The following is a 16,313-nucleotide window of genomic DNA, read 5'->3' as shown; positions in this document are numbered from 1 at the left end:
GGAAAAAACCGCAAGGTTTATCTCAATGAAAAATGGGAGAAGCAAAAAGAGAATATTCGTCAACTGCTTTCGGAAGAAGAAACTGGAGCAATTTACGGGCGGCGTAAAACCGACGTAGAACCAGTTTTTGGGTTTCTGAAGGCGAATTTGCGTTTCACCAGAATGTCGGTGAGAGGCAAAGACAAGGTGAAACAAGAAATGGGATTTGCACTCATGGCAGTGAACTTAAGGAAGTTCACTGCCATGAGTCGCCTGCGTTATTCGAATGTACAAACAAAACGCTTCCGATTATCCATTTTGGATAATCGGAAGCGTTTTTACTTAGCTAGAACTTTTTGTCCCAGCCTCTTTTCTCTACACGTTATTCTTCATTGTCGTCTGCGTCTGGTTCATTGTTGTTGTCGTCGTCTTCCTCTGGTGTCTCGTCACCACTGTCCTCTTCCGCGTCACTCTCGTCTTCGTCATCGTCACCACTGCCGGCGAGGCGCCCTCGTTCCAGATCATCCGGATTCACGTCGAGAAGGTAGTCTACTCCCTCCGTGTAGCGGTTTGAAGCGTTCCATAGAAGGAATTCGTAGATGTCGTTGTCATACATCGCCTGAATCTGTGCTTCCACTTCCTCTACTCCGTAGTTGAGGTAGTTACCGGATCCAAGATAGGATGCAGTGAAATCCCGTATCCACGGACGGGAGACCGGTGGGTCATCGAGTGCTCCGAGCACCTCATTTTCCACCTGGGAGTATTCATCAACAAGATCGTAAGGATAGAGATCCGGTTGGTCGATACCGAAATAAGGACCCCAGTGGCTCGGGTAAATCATCGAGGACATCACGTCTACGTTGTCTGCGATTTTTGAAAAATCCTGCCCGATCCCCGGCGCTGCCGGTATCGTGGCGGCATATCCGAATACATCGGCAGAAAGCTCTACATCGTATGGTTCAAGTGCTTCCCTTGTATACTCAATAAATTCAGTTACCGCATCGACACGCCGCGATACATTATCTCCTGGACGGTCCGTATATTCCCCGGTATCATAGTCCAGATCTTCGTCTCTGTTCTCAAAACCTTCCGGGAAACGCACATAGTCCAGCTGAATGTCTTCAAAGCCCATCTCCGCTGCCATAATCGCAACGTCGACATTATAGTCCCATACTTCCTGCAGGAAAGGATTTGTGAATGCTTCTCCCCGGCTGTTTTTCCACACTTCGCCATTCTGTGTAAAGGACAGATCCGGTCGCTCTTCTGCAAGCAGCGTATCTTTGAAAGCGACGATTCTTGCGATTGGATAGATATCGTTTTCTTCGAGTGTCCGCATCATCTCCTCCGGATCCTTGATCATCGGCTGAGAGATATCTATGTAGGGACTCGCTTCCTCCGGCGTGAACGTAATGTACCCATCATCTTCTTTGACATCAATGACCATGGCATTCAGTGCGGTGTCATCGACCAGCTGCAGCAGATCGTCAAATCGTGAACCCCCGGCTGAGTGCCCGGTCACGAAAATCCCTCTGACGGCGTCCGGATACTCAAAGTCGAACCCACTGTCAAAACTGAACCGGGCAATCTGTTCCGGCCAGTTATGCGCCTGAAGCGACACTTCTTTCGTTACTGGATGCTGAATCGTCAGCGCTTCTGCCTCTCCTTCGGCTCCCGCACTTCCATGTATACCTGCGATCAATACTGCAGCTACGGCTGCTCCTGCTGTTTTTTTCATTAGTTTATTACCCGCTTTCCAAGCTCATGATAAAAGGCAGCATCCGTCAACGGATGGACTCCTTTTCTTTCTATATAATTATACATCGCCTCCAGGCTTTTACCAATGTTTTACGAATGATTTTTTAAATTCTTTTTCAAATCAATAAGGTAGTGAATTTTCTATTGACATCGAAACCAGAAAACTGTATCATAGGAGAAATATATAAAATAAGGAGGAAGCCGCTATGTCACGTGTTTACATGGTCGATATTTATCATCACCCTATTGCTCAAAAGTATTTGAGAAGGTCCGGCCTTGCCCACGCGGTTGCATGTGCATACAACGCTTTTGCTCTTGCTGAGCGAGCCGGCGTAGATGCTGATGCTGCGTGCAAAGCTGCCTTCCTTCATGATATTGGACACTATACCTGGTACCAGAATGGAAGCTGGGACTATGAACAATACCGTCGTAATGACATTCATGCCATCAAAGGAGCTGAACGAGCACACAAGCTGTTGATCCGCTTGGGAGAAGATCCGGAAAAAGCGAAAGAAATCTCCCTCGCCGTGCTCTTTCACACCGATTCCTTTCTTCCTGATCCGAGTATGAAAAAAGACAAACTGCAGGAAGTTGTAGCAGCTGCTGACGAAGCAGATGAAGAACCCGGCGGTGCGCATCATTACCGGAAGATAACAGATGACTCCGCCGTGAAAAGCCTGACAGCTCTGGACACCATGCTCACCGCCCGCTGCACGCAGACTGCAGCATCCTCATGATGTTGCTTTTCCCTATTCCCTATGCTAATTTAAGATGAGATGGGGGAGTAGCAGCCACTACGGTTTATAGATCGTCATCCCGTCAGCCTCCGCGCTGTCCGGTCTATAAAGCTCAGCGATGAGTCAGCGAGACCTTTCTGTACACAAGCCGGTGCAGAAAGGTTTTTTGTTTTCTGCCCGTGGAAAGAGGGGCTTATTTATGATGTTTTTTCTGTTTGCAGTGGCAGCTGCCGTGACGATCATATCGGCCGTGAAATTGTCCACGTATGCAGATGTGATTGGAGAAAAGACGAGACTCGGCAGTTTGATGGCCGGTACCATTCTGCTTGCTGGGGCAACATCCCTGCCGGAAGTAACTACGAGTGTTACGGCGGTCGTTGTAGGTAATCCGGATCTGGCTGTAAGTAATGTATTCGGCAGCAACTTATTCAATTTATTTATTCTCGCGCTGATTGACCTCATCTACCGGCAGAAGCAGATTCTACGGGCAATGGATACCCAGCAGATCAAGACGGCCTGGTTGAGTATGGTGATGACCGCCTGGACCGCTACCGCCGTTTTCTGGTCAGGCAATCTGTCCTTCTTCGGCATTGGTGTCGAATTGATGATATTATTCTCTCTCTATATCCTCGGGATGGCTTATGTTTCAAAAGACCAGAATAGCGGGCTGCCAACGGAGGAAATCACCGATGACTATAAAGCTGTTTCTCTCTCCACAGCAAAGAAAGGTTTTGCGGCTGCCGCCCTCATCACCCTTGCAGCTGGTTCACTCCTGTCTATCAGCGCGGATGGCATTGCGGCGGCTACCGGCATTGGGTCCACCTTTATCGGAACCTTCCTGCTGGCAGGCGCCACCTCCCTGCCAGAGCTTGTCACTGTCCTTGTCGCTGTTCAGCTCATGAATTACCGCCTCGCCCTCGGAAATATCCTTGGATCCAACTTATTCAATCTGCTGATTCTGATCATCATTGATCTTGCATACCTGGAGGGAGCGGTTCTCGAGCAGGTGCATCCTGCGACGCTGATCAGCGCCGGCGCTGTCATTATCCTGCACATGATCTTCATCCTGTTCGTCTTTATCAGAAACAGAAAGCCTCAATTCTTTTACGCTGCAAATGCGTTTCTTGTCGTCCTCTTTTATGTCATCAGCAGCTTTGTGATTTTTATCTGGAGCAGTTAGCACCTGTATCACCTTGCAGAACCTGCAGCAATCGGATATACTAATCTCGAATAGGAACCAGGCAATGAGAAAGAGTAGTACTTTTACAACAAGCAGGTTCAGAGAGTCTGTGGCTGGTGCAAACAGACCCTGCTGGTAAAAGGAATGGACTTTCGAGCCGGACAGCTGAATCTGCAGTAGGCAGTCCCGGGATTTCTCCCCCGATACCAAACGAGAACCTCTTCCTTTCCGGAGCAGGTCAAGATGCACAGCCAAGCTGTGTAATAAGGGTGGTACCACGGTCCATTCGTCCCTGTATCAGGGGACGGATGGGCCTTTTTTGTCTGGACCAGGAGACGGGTTTAAAGATCCCTCTTCTAAGCCGACACAGACCGGAAACGGAGAGGGCCGAAAGAGATCATACAGAAAAACCAATGGAGGTACATGCTATGAAAACTGTTTTTTCCGGTATTCAACCGAGTGGAACGTTGACGCTCGGCAACTATCTTGGAGCCATGAAAAATTTCGTCGACATGCAGGAGGACGAAGACTGCTACTTCTGCATCGTCGACCAGCACGCAATCACCGTTCCGCAGAAAAAAGAAGATCTCCGTCGGAACACCCGGAGTCTTGCGGCGCTCTATCTGGCTGCGGGGATCAGCCAGGAAAAATCAACGCTGTTCATACAGTCGGAAGTCCCTGCCCATGCGCAGATGGCTTGGATGATGCAGTGCATCAGCTATATCGGGGAGTTGGAGCGGATGACGCAGTTCAAAGACAAATCCAGCGGCAGTGATGCTGTGTCCGCAGCGCTGCTGACCTATCCGCCGTTAATGGCTGCCGATATTCTGCTTTACGGAACCGATGTCGTCCCTGTAGGGGAAGATCAAAAACAGCACCTGGAACTCACTCGAAACCTTGCATCCCGCTTCAACACCCAGTACAACGATATATTTACCGTTCCGGAAGTCAGGATCCCGAAGGTTGGTGCCCGCATCATGGCACTGAATGATCCGGAAAAGAAAATGAGCAAATCAAACCCGAAGGCAAAAAGCTACATTTCGATGCTGGATGAACCGGATACCATCCGGAAAAAATTCCGCAGTGCTGTCACAGATTCCGAGGGGATTGTGGCCTTTGATAAAGAGAATAAAGCCGGCATTTCCAACCTGCTTACTATCTTTTCCCTCTGTTCCGGAGACAGTATAGAGCAGCTGGAAGAGAAGTACCGGGACAGCGGATACGGCGCATTCAAAGACGCTGTAGCAGAAGCTGTCATCTCTGTCCTTTCTCCTATTCAGGAACGATGGAAAGAGCTGATGGATTCGGCCGAACTTGACGATATTCTGGATGAGGGCGCAGCCCGGGCAGACAAAAAAGCCGCCAAGATGCTTGCCAAAGCGGAGCGCGCGATGGGACTCGGCCGACAAAAGCGGCGGTGATGTCCGGCCGATTCAAAAAAATCAGCGGTGCGCTGCTCCGCTTTTCCATTTCTTTCTTCTTTTTTTCATTAATCGTCAAGAATCTATTCTCTATCCGTATCTCCATCTGGTATAATCACTATTGTTGAGGTGAATCTGATGGGGAAAACAAAAAAAGCTCTGCCTCTCTGGCTGAAGTTCCTGACGCTGACGGTACTGATTTTCGTACTTGGCGGAGTCGGCTTTGCAGCATGGGCAGTAAATGAATTCGATAATGCAAGAGAAGCTTCCATAGAAGAAATCGAACGCGAGGGCGGAACCGTAGATAATAACGAAGACATTGAATTTGACGCTGCAGATCCCGAAGAAGACGAGGAAGAAGAGCTGGATCACATTAATCTCCTCTTGATCGGTGTCGGCGATGATTCGGATGAAGGTCGTACGGATACGATTCTCATTGGGCAGTATCATCCGGAAGACGGCGAACTAAAGCTTGCTTCCATGATGCGGGATATGTATGTTGACATCCCTGGACGAGGCTCCAATAAACTGAATGCGGCTTATGCATACGGCGGCCTGGAACTGCTGAGGGAAACTATTGACGAAAACTTCGAATTCCCACTTCACTATTACGCGCAGGTCAACTTCGATGGGTTCACACAGATCGTTGATGTCCTTGCTCCAGATGGCATTGAGGTCGAGGTGGAAGAGGATATGTACTACGAGGATGAAGCCGGCGGTCTTCTTATTGATTTTGAAGAAGGCGAGCATGTCCTCGACGGAGATGAAGCGCTGGAGTTTGTCAGATTCAGAAATGACGGCAACAATGATTTCGGCCGTGTCCAGCGGCAGCAGGAAATGCTGAGCAACCTGCAGGACGAGCTGATGACACTCTCCGGGGTTTCCAGAGTGCCTCAACTCCTCGGTTCAATGGAGCCGTTCTTCCAGACGAACATGTCCAATCAGCAGCTCATTTCCTACACAAGGGATTTTTTCCTCCATGGAGATGAAGATATCGAGACGATAACCATCCCTGCTGAAGGCGGGTATGACTATAACTATCATTCGCACGCTGGATCTGTACTCGAACCGGATTTCGAGGCAAACATTGAAGTGCTGGCAGACTTTTTTGAAGCAGAAGGAACATCCGCTTCAGAATCAGCAGAGGAAGAATCTGCCTCGATTTATCACCGAATGCCGCACGCAGGCCGTGAGTAACCCCTTCATGCCGAAAAAGCTGATGCGGAGTGTGCTTCAGGCTGAATAATGAAGGAAAGGGTTCTTCTTTCTTCCCGCGCAGCGCACGAAGCCGCCGTTTTTCTCCTCTGGCATCTACTCTTTGACAAATTGAATAAAAAGCATCAGAACGATGCTGCGAAGGCCGCCTCATCCGATTGGTTGAGACGGCCTTCTTTGTAGGTTCTACGTCAATTGTTGGGGTAACCACCCTGGTATCTAAAGATACTCCCTCAAATAGGGTATGTTAAAAAAAACGATAAACAAACACAAATGCGAGTGTTTCCGTAAGTGACAGGCGGCGACGCCAGAGGGATCAAGCGCCGTCCGAAAATCCTCATTCGCTCCGCGAATGATAGTTGAGGGCAAGCCCCTTGGCAAGCGTCCGCCGAAAACGAAGGAAATCGGCGTAGACGTTGTTTCCACACCCCAACATATATTTCAGAACCACATTTATTTTAGAGCCTAGAATCGTTGGAACCATCACAAAGACCCCCGAATGTTAGATTGTTGGACTAACATTCGGGGGTCATCTCAAATGGAGATATTTGCCTATCTACTTATTACATCACAGTCTCCTCTTTCCCGAAGAGTGCTGCTTCAGATAGAATTAAACGAATTTTTTAAACAAGAGAGACACGTTGTGTCCACCGAATCCAAGTGAATTACTCATTACTGTCGTCACCGAGGCACTGCGTGCTTTGTTGGGCACTTTATCCAGATCACAAGCAGGATCCTCGTTCTCGTAATTCATGGTCGGCGGCATAAGCTGGTCTTCAATCGCTTTGACTGCAAAAATGGCTTCCACCGCACCTGCAGCACCTAACAGGTGACCGGTCATCGATTTTGTGGAACTCATCGCCAATGTGAAGGCATGATCCTGAAAAACCGATTTTACGGCTGTTGTTTCGTAAGCATCGTTATACTCTGTGCTGGTACCGTGAGCATTAATGTAGTCTACTTCTTCGTGCGCTGTTCCACTCTGGTCCAATGCCTGCTGCATGGCACGGGCAGCACCTTCACCTTCCGGGGCTGGAGCCGTTACATGGTAAGCATCCCCGGTAGCTCCATATCCGGTAATTTCAGCATAGATCTTCGCTCCCCTTGCCTGAGCAGCGTCGAGGGATTCCAGTACAAGAATTCCCGCACCTTCGGCCATAACAAAGCCATCCCGTTCTTTATCAAATGGACGGCTTGCTGTTGCAGGATCGGGATTGGTGGAAAGGGCACGCGCGGAACAGAATCCTGCAAAGGACATTTCTGTCAGCGGCGCTTCAGCTCCACCAGTAATCATCGCGTCAGCATCCCCACGTTCAATGACTTTGTACGCATCGCCGATTGAATTCGCACCGGAGGCGCAGGCGGTCACTGAACACGAGTTAATGCCTTTTGCTCCGAGAGAGATAGAAACCTGTCCAGCAGCCATGTCTGGAATCAGCATTGGTACAAAGAAAGGAGAGACACGACGGTATCCCCGTTTCTCATAAAGCCGGAACTGCTTCTCGTATGTGTCCATTCCACCGATGCCGGATCCGATCCAGACACCGATACGTGAGGCGTTATCCTCGTTAATATCCAGACCGGCATGTTTCACCGCCATCTCAGCTCCCGCAACCGCAAATTGCGTGAAACGATCCATCTTGCGTGCATCTTTTGGATCCATAAAATCTGCAGGATCGAAATCCGCTGCCTCCCCTGCCACTTTCGCAGGGAAGTCTGCATTCTCATATTTCGTGAAGGTATCGATGCCGGATCTTCCGTTTTTGATCCCGTCCCAGCTCGTCTCCGCATTCAGTCCCAGCGGAGTTACTGCTCCGTAACCTGTCACTACCACTCGTTGTTTCGTCATGTTTTGTTAACCCCTTTCTATTTTCCCCAGACAAGTGCCATTGATCCCCAAACGAGCCCGGCTCCAAAGCCTACGAGTACAATGACATCCCCCTCGTTGATTTTTCCTTGATCGATTTCATACTTCAATGATAATGGTACCGAAGCCGACGACGTGTTGCCATAGCGGTCGACCGTTTTTGACATTTTTTCTTGAGGAAGTTCCAGGCGCTGCCTCGCGGCTTCCATGATGCGGATATTCGCCTGATGCGGTACGAGAAAATCCACATCGTCTTTGGTCAGCCCGGCTTTTTCCACCGCGTTGATGCAGGATTCCCCCATCTGCCTCACGGCGAATTTGAAGACTTCGCGTCCGTTCATGAAAATATAATCGTTCATGCGGATGTGCGCACCGCCGCTGCCATCAGACCCAAGCTCAAAGGAGAGAATTCCGCGGTCTTCGCGGACGGGACCGAGCACGGTGGCGCCGGAACCATCGCCAAAGAGAACAGCGGTATTCCGGTCTTCCCAATTAATCGTCTGCGATAATTTCTCGGTTCCTATGACGAGAACATGCTTATACGTACCTGTTTCAATAAACTGTTTTCCGACGGCCATGCCATAGAGATACCCGGCGCAGGCAGCTCCTACATCCATGGCTGCTGCATTCACAGCGCCCAACTGATGCTGGATCATGGATGATACGGAAGGAAAACTCTGATCCGGCGTCACTGTAGCTACAATAATCATATCCAGTTCTTCCGCCGTAATACCTGCATCCGTTAATGCATCTTCAGCCGCTGCAAAACTCATGTGCGACGACTTGATTTCATCCGGCGCAATACGACGTTCTTTGATGCCGGTTCTCGTCTGAATCCATTCATCGGATGTATCGAGAATCTGCTCCAGATATTCATTTGTAATGACATTGTCGGGGACATAGGTACCCATGCCCCATATTCCTGCGCGCATACATGCTCCTCCCATTTCAAAAAAACTTATTATGTATCATTATGACCTGTTACTAAAAAAATTGCAAGAAGCGTTCCGGCACAGCGCTCTGGCCGGCCGGAACTCCGTTAATGCAGTGGGTTGTTCTGCTTCTCATTTCCATCATCTTCGAGCGTTTCCATCAGCTCCTGAAACATCTCGTCCACGCGCTCGATCAGCTTTTTTTCCTGATTGTCTTTCGGTGTCAGCGGCTTCAGGTGCTCCATTGTGGAAAGAAATGCTTCCGCATCCTTGTCCCCGATCTGTGCGATGGCTGTGTAGCAGAGCAGTTTTGCATTCGGTTTGTTTTCCGTGTGAAGCATCGGCACCATCGGTTCTAATAACTGCCGGGCTCTGGAATACTCCTTTTGATGAACAGCTTCATAGCCATCCAGCACCCGCTGTGCTAATTTATTTACCGCTTTTTCGTTTCCAGACATTAAGCAGCACTCCTTCCCATGTGCAGTATCCTCATGCAGAGACCCGCAGCGTTTTTTCGTCCTGCGGGCCTTTACAGGATGTACTTCTACCATCCTAGTATTTTTTTGATGTCATGACCAGCCGTGCGTCCTGGTACTACATCGACAAGTACGGCGTATTGAAGTGTTCCCACTTTTCCCGCTGGCCGTTCATCCATTGGCGGAGCATATTCATCTGACCGAGATGATAACTTTCATGATAGTGCAGATGATGCAGAACCCATTCGGGAGAAAAAAACTCATCGCTGCTCCCGCCGGAAATAGTGAGATCCGGCCGGCGGAATTCCTGGTCCGATAACGCGTAGAAAAACTCTCTCGTATGCATCCGTGATTCTCCCAGCCGGGCAAGGATATAGCTTTTTTCCAGCCCGCCCGCTGCAGGAATTTCCTGCTTGTGGGAGAAACGGAACCGTTCCTTTACATCTGAGGAAATACCTTCATCCCGGAGGACGACGAAGTTCCACCACCACTCTATCTGCGCGAGATGCAGGGCATAACCGCCAATAGTCGGAAACTCCTGAACGGGGTGATGAATGTCCTCTTCATCGAGACCAGCGATAAAATCCAGTAGTTTTTCACGTGTCTGAACCAGCCCTCCAAGAAGATGAAGGGATTCTCTGGATGTCACGGGAGCAAGAGTATATTCTTTCACTATGATGATACCTCCTCAGGAAGTTCTCCTGTTTCTTTGTAGTGTTCCACGTGTTCTTCCATCCATTGACGTGTTTCCTCCGCTACACCGGCACCATATTCTCCCATGATGATCGCTTCCTCACCAAAATCCAGATGGCGGGTTCCTGCTTCCAGATCGCCATTCTGAAAATCCTCTGCCGTATCGACATACACATTGACAACATCCTGCACCGTACTCGTAAGGACGTGGTCCGGTGAAAGGTGGGCCTGGTCGGTAACGTAGCCGATGACGAAGCTGCCTTGTTCTTCTGCAAGATCGATAATATATTCATTGTACCCATCCGAGGCCGGATAGAAAACATCCGTCCCCTCCGTCATCATGTCGTCATAGGCGCCGGCCGCAAGATCTCTGCGGATCCAGCTCTCGGTAAATGCGACCTCGACGTCATGGGATTCATCGTGATAAGCTGCCCCGTCCAGAAATCCATCCACTTCCGGCTGAAATGGAAAGGCTGCGATGACACCGCTTCTGCCGGTTCTGCTTTTCTCTGCGGCCAGCATCCCGGCAAAGTATCCCATGGCGTATCCTTCGAAATGCAGGCTCGTCATATTTTCTCCAGCTGCATCGTCATTAAAAACAACAAAATGGATGTCGGAATACTGATCCGCCTGTTCACGGAAAATATCGGCGTACAGCGATCCATGGCCGAACACGAGGTTTACCTCGTCTTCCTGCCAGGCAGACAGCACTGCCTCGACGTCTGTGTCCGTGCGGATATCCTCCTGGACAAATACATCAGCGGCGAGCTGCTCTTCTATCTCCGTAATTCCTTCGTAGCCAAGCTGATTCCATTCCTGATCCTCTATTGCATGAGGCAGCAGCAGTCCCGTACGGATTTCCTCCGTACCGCCGCTCCCTATACAGCCGCTGAGCAGTATTGCCGGCACCAGCAGCATCAAATACGTCATACGCACCTTGATCCCCCCACGGTCTTGTCTAATTCTGCCAACTATTTCGACAGAGAACGTGGTCACTCCTTCTCATGCTGCTGTTTTTTTCTGAATTCAAAATAACTCCACTCCAGCAGCAGGCCTGCCCCGAGTGCCGTTACGACGGCCGCCTCTACCGGGACAGCTGTATACAAGTCAAGAATTAAATAAAGTACGAGGGCTGTGACCGAAAAAATGATGACGCCATAAACAAACTTCACTGCGATGCACCTCTCCATCCTGATCGGTTTGAAACCACGCTCAACCTCCTGATACCGGCGGAAGGAACGCCGCATTATCGCTGCTCGTGACAAGCTCACTGTCTGATGCAAATTCTTCGTTCACCGCCATCATGGAACGGCCGATCACTTCCGCCGCCTCCGGAAAAGCGGCCGCGGCTTCCCTGCGGAGTTCACCGATGGATATCTCTTCGCGGTCAATCTCCCACTTCTCCTGACCGGCCGCTTCTTTTAAGCCGGCAAAAAAATACACGCTAATCAATGTCAGGACCTCCTTCGTCATACCTCGACGTTTCCAGTTGATCTCCGATCCAGCTGCTTCCGTCTTCCCAGTGCTCTTTTTTCCATATCGGGACAATTTCTTTGATCCGTTCAATCGCATAGCTGCTCCCTTGAATTGCAGCTTCCCGATGAGCAGACGCGACTCCGATGATCACCGCTGCCTCCCCAATCTCCAGCGGGCCGGTCCGGTGATGAACCGCTGTCTTCGTCCCCGGCCATTTTTCTGCTATTTCCATGCCGATCTGCGCCAGCTTTTTTTCTGCCATCGGCACATACGCTTCGTACGTGAGCGAGAGTGTGCGTTTTCCTTTCGTCCATTCGCGCACCGTCCCGATGAACAAATTGACAGCCCCCGCATCCGGAGAGGCCACCAGGGATTGAATCCGGTCGGCGCTTAACGGTTCTTCCATGACTCGAAACAAATGCTTTTCTTCCACATGATCTCCTCCAGCTCGTCAACAGGCATGTCGCTGCCTCTAATAATTTTTACGATGTCCGGCCACTGCGGCGCTTCCGCGTGTTCGGGCAGCAGGACAATTTTCGGCAGGTGGGCGTGTTTCCAGCCTTCAACTAGAAGCATGTCCACGCCCCGGTGATAAAAAAATTCAACTGCCTCTTCGAGAGATACTTCCGCTTCTGCTGTCCACTGCGACTGCCCCGCCCCGGTCACCATTGTTTCTACGGCTCCGGCCTGGCGGTGGTTCCAAGTATCTTTCCCCTGATCGAGCGTGAGCGGCGCTGTTTTGCCGTGGTGTTTCAGCACGGCTGCTTTCACCTGCTCTGCCCGCAGCCGTTCCAGCAGCAGCTGTATGAGCGTCGTCTTGCCGGATCCGCTCCAACCGGCGGCCTGGATAATTCTCACGTGTCCCTCTCCTTCACTGCCTGCGCAAATGCCGCACTTCCGCTGCCCCGGAGAAGCAGTACATCCACTTGATCTCCTGCGTGAAATCCTCTTGTCCCCCCTGGGAGCATCATCAGCGAATCTGCTTCTACGAGGGACGTCACCACCTGGGATTTATCCAGTCCGGCTGGAGCCGCCTGAAGTCTGCCGTCAGCCATACTCGTTTTGCTGCGGACGAACCTGGTGAATGGATTCGGTTTGGGGAAGTCCGTTTGGAGAACTGCTTTTTCACGTTTCAGGTACGGCATCTCTGCTCCGGCGCATGCTTTGAGAAACGGTCCCGCGAAGAGCTCAAAACCGACGAAACAGGCCGAGGGGTTGCCGGACAACCCAAAGAGCATCTGATTTTCACGAACGGCTGCAGTCGTTACACTGCCGGGCCTCATAGCCACTTTATTAAACATCACGTCAGCTCCGAGTTTCTCGTAGATGGCTGGGAGAAAATCAAAATCGCCGACAGAAACGCCGCCTGTTGTGATCAGGACATCGACTTCATGGAGAGCCGATTTGATGTGTTCATAGCAGGAATCAAAGTCATCAGGCAGCTGCCCTAAATAGACCGGCTCCGCTCCGGCTTCCTTTACCTGGGCACAAACCATCGGCGCATTGCTGTTGCGGATTTTTCCCGGCTGGAGCTCTTCGTGCGGCTCGAGCAGTTCCGTCCCGGTAGCAAGCACTCCGACACGCTGCTTCACGCTTACGAGGGGAGAGCCGTAACCGAAAGAAGCCAGGGCAGCAGCAGTCCCGGAGTGAATCGGCCTTCCTGCCTCTGCCAGCAGATCTCCCTGCTTTGTCTCTTCGCCCTTGATCACGACATTCTCGCAGGACTGCACCGGCCGCTGCAGCGTGATGGTATCCAGCGACGTTTCCTGGACGAGCTCGAGCATGATCACCGCATCCGCACCAGCCGGCATCTGCGCCCCTGTCATGATGCGGATACACTCCCCGGCATCAAGCCCGTGTTCTGCCACCTGTCCTGCCCCTATCGTCTCCAGTACTTTAAGAGGCACCGGCTCCTGTTTGGACGCCTGCGTCGTATCTTCTGCACGAACCGCAAACCCATCGTAAGGAGAGCGGTCAAACGGAGGAACAGGTGCATCTGCCTGTATCGCTTCCCGAAGCCATCTTCCGTGCGCCTGATGAAGTTCAACCCGTTCTGTTTTACCGGGTACTGCCTGTTTCATCACCCGTGATACCGCTTCTTCTACTTGCATCGGCGTTCTTTTTTCCACCATTAGTCACCCTCCTGCTCTATGCCACTCTTCTGCTGTTTCAACTTCCGTTCTCATTTTATCACCGAAGCACATGGCTTGTCCTTATCCAGCGGAAAAGATCGCCGTTTACGAGACCTGACGGCCGACACTTCTCTTATCAGCTGAAACTGCTTTCGCCGGAACGTTACGCCGCAGGCTCTGGAGGGAAGACAGGGGCTTCTTTCTGCTCATGCAGCAGACGACACCGCCGTCGCTCGGTTCTCATTCACATGTTGGGATGAATCTATGATTCACTCTGAAAAAAGCTTTGTTGAAGCTTGTTGTTACTTCATGAAGCAGCGATAGGCTGCGACGCTCTAGGGATAAGCGCAGTCCGAAAATCCTCCTCCGCCTCGCGAAGGATCATGGAGGACAAGCTCCTGAGCAAGCGTCCGTCGAAAGCGGATGAAATCAACGACGACCGATAACACAGCCTTGAAAAAAACAACAACGAAACCTTTTCAGAAGTGAAGGGCAGCGCCCCCTGGCAAGCGTCCGCCTGAAATCAACCTCTCCCCCACCATTTGCTTTAGAACCCGTCTCTCTTCATGAGAATACTTTCCTGCAAAGAAAAAACCCCTCCTTCCATCCAGGGAAGAAGAGGCGTTGTTTTATTCGCTGGAAGCAGATCGGCGCTTCTGCCGGGAAGGTCGCTGGTTCCGCCGGGAAAAGTCCGGCCGGTTTCTTTCATGAAGATGCCGTGCCGAAGCAGAAGGGAAGACGGGCCGATTTACTGAATCACGTCCTCAATATCTTCTATCGTCCGTTCGGGATCAAAGCTGTCCTCTCCAGCATACATGCGGTGAATCACACCGTCCGGGTCCACGAGATAAAAGCGTGTAGAATGGATAATATCATCCTGCTCCGGCGCTTCCATCACCTGAGCAGAGAAGGAATCCTGCGCAAAGGTCTGCAGTTCGTCAAAGTCGTAGCCCGTCACAAAATCCCACGAATCAAAGTCAGCGTTATACGATTCTCCGTACTCTTTCAGCCGCTCCGGCGTATCGAATTCAGGATCTACTGTAAAGGATACAATCTGCACGTCCAAATCCTCTTCCTTCAGCTCATCCTGCAGCTCGGACATGTTGGGGGACATGACATTACAGACTGTCGGGCAGCGGGTGAAAACCATTTTTGTAATCCACCAGTCTCCTTCCAGACTTTCTGTCGAGATATCGTCGCCTTCCTGATTCACACCGGACATCGGCGCTACTTCCCAGGGTTCATCCGCAGTCGTTACATCTATCACTACTTCAGCCTGGCCTGATTCAGACGTGTCTTCATAAAGAAAACTGCATCCACCGAGCAGTACTATGCCGGCGGCGGCCGCGATCCATTTCATATATATCATCCTTTACTGATTTACTGCGGCTTCGGCTCATACATCTCGTAGGCCTGCAGTTCCAGTTCCTGTGTTTCTTTTTTATCACGCTTCTGCCAGAGGCGGAAGGAATAGCCGATAGCAACACCGTAGACGATCTCTTGAATAATTTTCATCAATGCGCCGCCGAACTGTTGATCATGATGGGGGGTAAGGAACGTAAGCGTGTTGCCTCCCTGCATGACTTCATATGGAATATCCGCTCCGGGTGGAAGGCAGTAGGCAATCGCAGAGGCCCACACAGCAGGATCGGTGTACGTTGCATACAGCGTGCTGGTAGAAAAGATGATCAACGCGCATGCCGGAGTGAAAAGCACTCCGCTGACAAACATATATCCAATTCTTTTCAGCTCTGTCAAATGGTACTTTGTATCGATCCGCGGCAGGATATGCCACCACATCAGAACAGCAAGCCCGAACATGCCAAGCTGATATACGTTATGCAGCCCTTCATTCGTCATTAAGTAATCGAATACGCCGGGAATATGATATACCGAAAAAGCCCCGTTGAACAACAGCAGTGCCAGCACCGGAAACCCGAGTACAAGGAAGATTCCACGTACAGGCCGGAACTGCCGGAACTTTTCAAAGAACCAGGAAGGGATCCCGAGCAGCAGCAGCGGCGGCGCAATCAAATAGACAATGGCCATGGAAATCATGTGCATGCTCAGCATAATGTGGCCTAAAACATAAAGTGGACCGCCGAAACCAAGGTAAATACAAAGCAGGCCGAGGTGAAAATACACCTTCCTCCGCAGCGGAACTTCTTCCGCTTCTGGAAAACGGTCACGGAACTTTGTTATGATAAGAAAGTAAAGAGCGCTGATAAGAGCGAGAACAACAAGTAATTCCGGTGTCCAGATGGTGCGGAAGGTAAATGTCGTGAAAAGCTGTTCCATCTGTCAATCTCCTTTACGTTCAATTCAGTCTGAACTTCCGATCCAGCGTATCGGATTCGACTGGACTCTTACACAGTTATACCACGATTTTTATATAAATCCCACCCGTTCGCAGGCAAAGAATTGACTATTCATTGAACGGGCGCGGAAAT

Annotated in this window: 17 protein-coding genes, 1 pseudogene and 1 other annotated feature; of the genes and pseudogenes, 5 read left to right on the top strand and 13 right to left on the bottom strand. The window is 50.7% G+C overall.

All coding sequences use genetic code 11. The features are described 5' to 3' along the window. The coding region (locus G477_RS21540) for a transposase (RefSeq protein ID WP_245575421.1) at positions 1-636 on the top strand (636 nt) is incomplete at its 5' end. On the opposite strand, the pseudogene G477_RS19020 reads toward G477_RS21540, so the two are convergent. After that, positions 521-1,714 (bottom strand): annotated as a pseudogene (locus G477_RS19020) (putative glycoside hydrolase); the annotation flags it as partial. The gene G477_RS21540 and the pseudogene G477_RS19020 sit on opposite strands and share 116 nt — an antisense overlap. A gap of 226 nt (positions 1,715-1,940) precedes the next feature. On the opposite strand from G477_RS19020, the gene G477_RS0107265 reads away from it, so the two are divergent. The 4 genes from G477_RS0107265 to G477_RS19015 all read left to right on the top strand — a co-directional run bounded on the left by G477_RS0107265 (position 1,941) and on the right by G477_RS19015 (position 6,269). After that, positions 1,941-2,471, top strand: coding sequence for an HD domain-containing protein (locus tag G477_RS0107265; protein WP_026697379.1), 531 nt, complete (start codon positions 1,941-1,943; stop codon positions 2,469-2,471). A 199-nt stretch (positions 2,472-2,670) separates the two neighbouring features. Continuing rightward, positions 2,671-3,651, top strand: a complete 981-nt coding sequence (locus tag G477_RS0107260) for a sodium:calcium antiporter (RefSeq protein WP_026697378.1) — start codon at positions 2,671-2,673, stop codon at positions 3,649-3,651. 55 nt (positions 3,652-3,706) lie between these two features. Continuing rightward, positions 3,707-3,948 (top strand) — a binding site (T-box leader). A gap of 131 nt (positions 3,949-4,079) precedes the next feature. Beyond that, complete coding sequence (trpS, locus tag G477_RS0107255; protein ID WP_051287793.1) at positions 4,080-5,072, top strand: tryptophan--tRNA ligase; 993 nt, start codon at positions 4,080-4,082, stop codon at positions 5,070-5,072. A 138-nt stretch (positions 5,073-5,210) separates the two neighbouring features. Next, positions 5,211-6,269, top strand: coding sequence for an LCP family protein (locus G477_RS19015; RefSeq protein ID WP_084406166.1), 1,059 nt, complete (start codon positions 5,211-5,213; stop codon positions 6,267-6,269). A gap of 628 nt (positions 6,270-6,897) precedes the next feature. Here the strand turns inward: G477_RS19015 and fabF are convergent. From fabF to ctaG, 12 genes are all read right to left on the bottom strand, one after another. Then, a complete protein-coding gene (gene fabF / locus G477_RS0107245; RefSeq protein ID WP_026697376.1) occupies positions 6,898-8,136 on the bottom strand; it encodes a beta-ketoacyl-ACP synthase II in 1,239 nt (412 codons plus the stop codon). A gap of 17 nt (positions 8,137-8,153) precedes the next feature. Continuing rightward, complete coding sequence (locus G477_RS0107240) at positions 8,154-9,086, bottom strand: beta-ketoacyl-ACP synthase III (protein WP_026697375.1); 933 nt, start codon at positions 9,084-9,086, stop codon at positions 8,154-8,156. Positions 9,087-9,193: 107 nt separating this feature from the next. Then, on the bottom strand, positions 9,194-9,544 hold the full coding sequence (locus tag G477_RS19010) for a hypothetical protein (RefSeq protein WP_051287791.1): 351 nt from the start codon (positions 9,542-9,544) through the stop codon (positions 9,194-9,196). Positions 9,545-9,680: 136 nt separating this feature from the next. Beyond that, positions 9,681-10,235: a DinB family protein gene (locus G477_RS0107230; RefSeq protein ID WP_026697374.1), complete on the bottom strand. Its 555-nt coding sequence runs from the start codon at positions 10,233-10,235 to the stop codon at positions 9,681-9,683. Next, positions 10,235-11,185 (bottom strand): BMP family ABC transporter substrate-binding protein, encoded by a 951-nt coding sequence (locus G477_RS0107225; RefSeq protein ID WP_035211506.1) that lies wholly within the window; start codon positions 11,183-11,185, stop codon positions 10,235-10,237. Before G477_RS0107225 ends, G477_RS0107230 begins: the two co-directional genes overlap by 1 nt. Before the next feature lie 62 nt (positions 11,186-11,247). Further along, complete coding sequence (locus G477_RS0107220; RefSeq protein WP_156897304.1) at positions 11,248-11,427, bottom strand: hypothetical protein; 180 nt, start codon at positions 11,425-11,427, stop codon at positions 11,248-11,250. A gap of 40 nt (positions 11,428-11,467) precedes the next feature. Continuing rightward, positions 11,468-11,698 carry a MoaD/ThiS family protein gene (locus G477_RS0107215; protein ID WP_245575428.1) on the bottom strand — a complete coding sequence of 77 codons (231 nt, stop codon included), beginning with the start codon at positions 11,696-11,698 and terminating at the stop codon, positions 11,468-11,470. Position 11,699: 1 nt separating this feature from the next. After that, positions 11,700-12,137 (bottom strand): molybdenum cofactor biosynthesis protein MoaE, encoded by a 438-nt coding sequence (locus tag G477_RS0107210; protein ID WP_035211473.1) that lies wholly within the window; start codon positions 12,135-12,137, stop codon positions 11,700-11,702. Further along, positions 12,122-12,589, bottom strand: coding sequence for a molybdopterin-guanine dinucleotide biosynthesis protein B (gene mobB, locus G477_RS19005; RefSeq protein WP_051287787.1), 468 nt, complete (start codon positions 12,587-12,589; stop codon positions 12,122-12,124). Before mobB ends, G477_RS0107210 begins: the two co-directional genes overlap by 16 nt. Then, positions 12,586-13,863, bottom strand: a complete 1,278-nt coding sequence (locus G477_RS19000) for a molybdopterin molybdotransferase MoeA (protein WP_051287785.1) — start codon at positions 13,861-13,863, stop codon at positions 12,586-12,588. The genes mobB and G477_RS19000 overlap by 4 nt, the downstream gene beginning before the upstream one ends. 748 nt (positions 13,864-14,611) lie before the next feature. After that, positions 14,612-15,223 carry an SCO family protein gene (locus G477_RS0107190; RefSeq protein ID WP_026697369.1) on the bottom strand — a complete coding sequence of 204 codons (612 nt, stop codon included), beginning with the start codon at positions 15,221-15,223 and terminating at the stop codon, positions 14,612-14,614. Between the two features lie 20 nt (positions 15,224-15,243). Beyond that, positions 15,244-16,161, bottom strand: a complete 918-nt coding sequence (ctaG, locus tag G477_RS0107185; RefSeq protein ID WP_026697368.1) for a cytochrome c oxidase assembly factor CtaG — start codon at positions 16,159-16,161, stop codon at positions 15,244-15,246. Between the last annotated feature and the right edge of the window lie 152 nt (positions 16,162-16,313).

It is taken from the genome of Alkalicoccus chagannorensis DSM 18086, from assembly GCF_000429725.1.
Classification (GTDB): Bacteria; Bacillota; Bacilli; order Bacillales; family Salisediminibacteriaceae; genus Alkalicoccus; species Alkalicoccus chagannorensis.
This window is presented reverse-complemented; position numbering and strand designations above follow the sequence as displayed.

Bases quoted from the DNA above. Each gene is read 5' to 3' on its own strand.
- G477_RS0107265 (WP_026697379.1), top strand. From the start codon at position 1,941: ATGTCACGTGTTTACATGGTCGATATTTATCATCACCCTATTGCTCAA.
- G477_RS0107240 (WP_026697375.1), bottom strand. From the start codon at position 9,086: ATGCGCGCAGGAATATGGGGCATGGGTACCTATGTCCCCGACAATGTC.
- G477_RS0107260 (WP_026697378.1), top strand. From the start codon at position 2,671: ATGATGTTTTTTCTGTTTGCAGTGGCAGCTGCCGTGACGATCATATCG.
- G477_RS0107190 (WP_026697369.1), bottom strand. From the start codon at position 15,223: ATGAAATGGATCGCGGCCGCCGCCGGCATAGTACTGCTCGGTGGATGC.
- fabF (WP_026697376.1), bottom strand. From the start codon at position 8,136: ATGACGAAACAACGAGTGGTAGTGACAGGTTACGGAGCAGTAACTCCG.
- G477_RS19000 (WP_051287785.1), bottom strand. From the start codon at position 13,863: ATGGTGGAAAAAAGAACGCCGATGCAAGTAGAAGAAGCGGTATCACGG.
- G477_RS19010 (WP_051287791.1), bottom strand. From the start codon at position 9,544: ATGTCTGGAAACGAAAAAGCGGTAAATAAATTAGCACAGCGGGTGCTG.
- trpS (WP_051287793.1), top strand. From the start codon at position 4,080: ATGAAAACTGTTTTTTCCGGTATTCAACCGAGTGGAACGTTGACGCTC.
- ctaG (WP_026697368.1), bottom strand. From the start codon at position 16,161: ATGGAACAGCTTTTCACGACATTTACCTTCCGCACCATCTGGACACCG.
- G477_RS19015 (WP_084406166.1), top strand. From the start codon at position 5,211: ATGGGGAAAACAAAAAAAGCTCTGCCTCTCTGGCTGAAGTTCCTGACG.
- G477_RS0107225 (WP_035211506.1), bottom strand. From the start codon at position 11,185: ATGACGTATTTGATGCTGCTGGTGCCGGCAATACTGCTCAGCGGCTGT.
- G477_RS0107210 (WP_035211473.1), bottom strand. From the start codon at position 12,137: ATGGAAGAACCGTTAAGCGCCGACCGGATTCAATCCCTGGTGGCCTCT.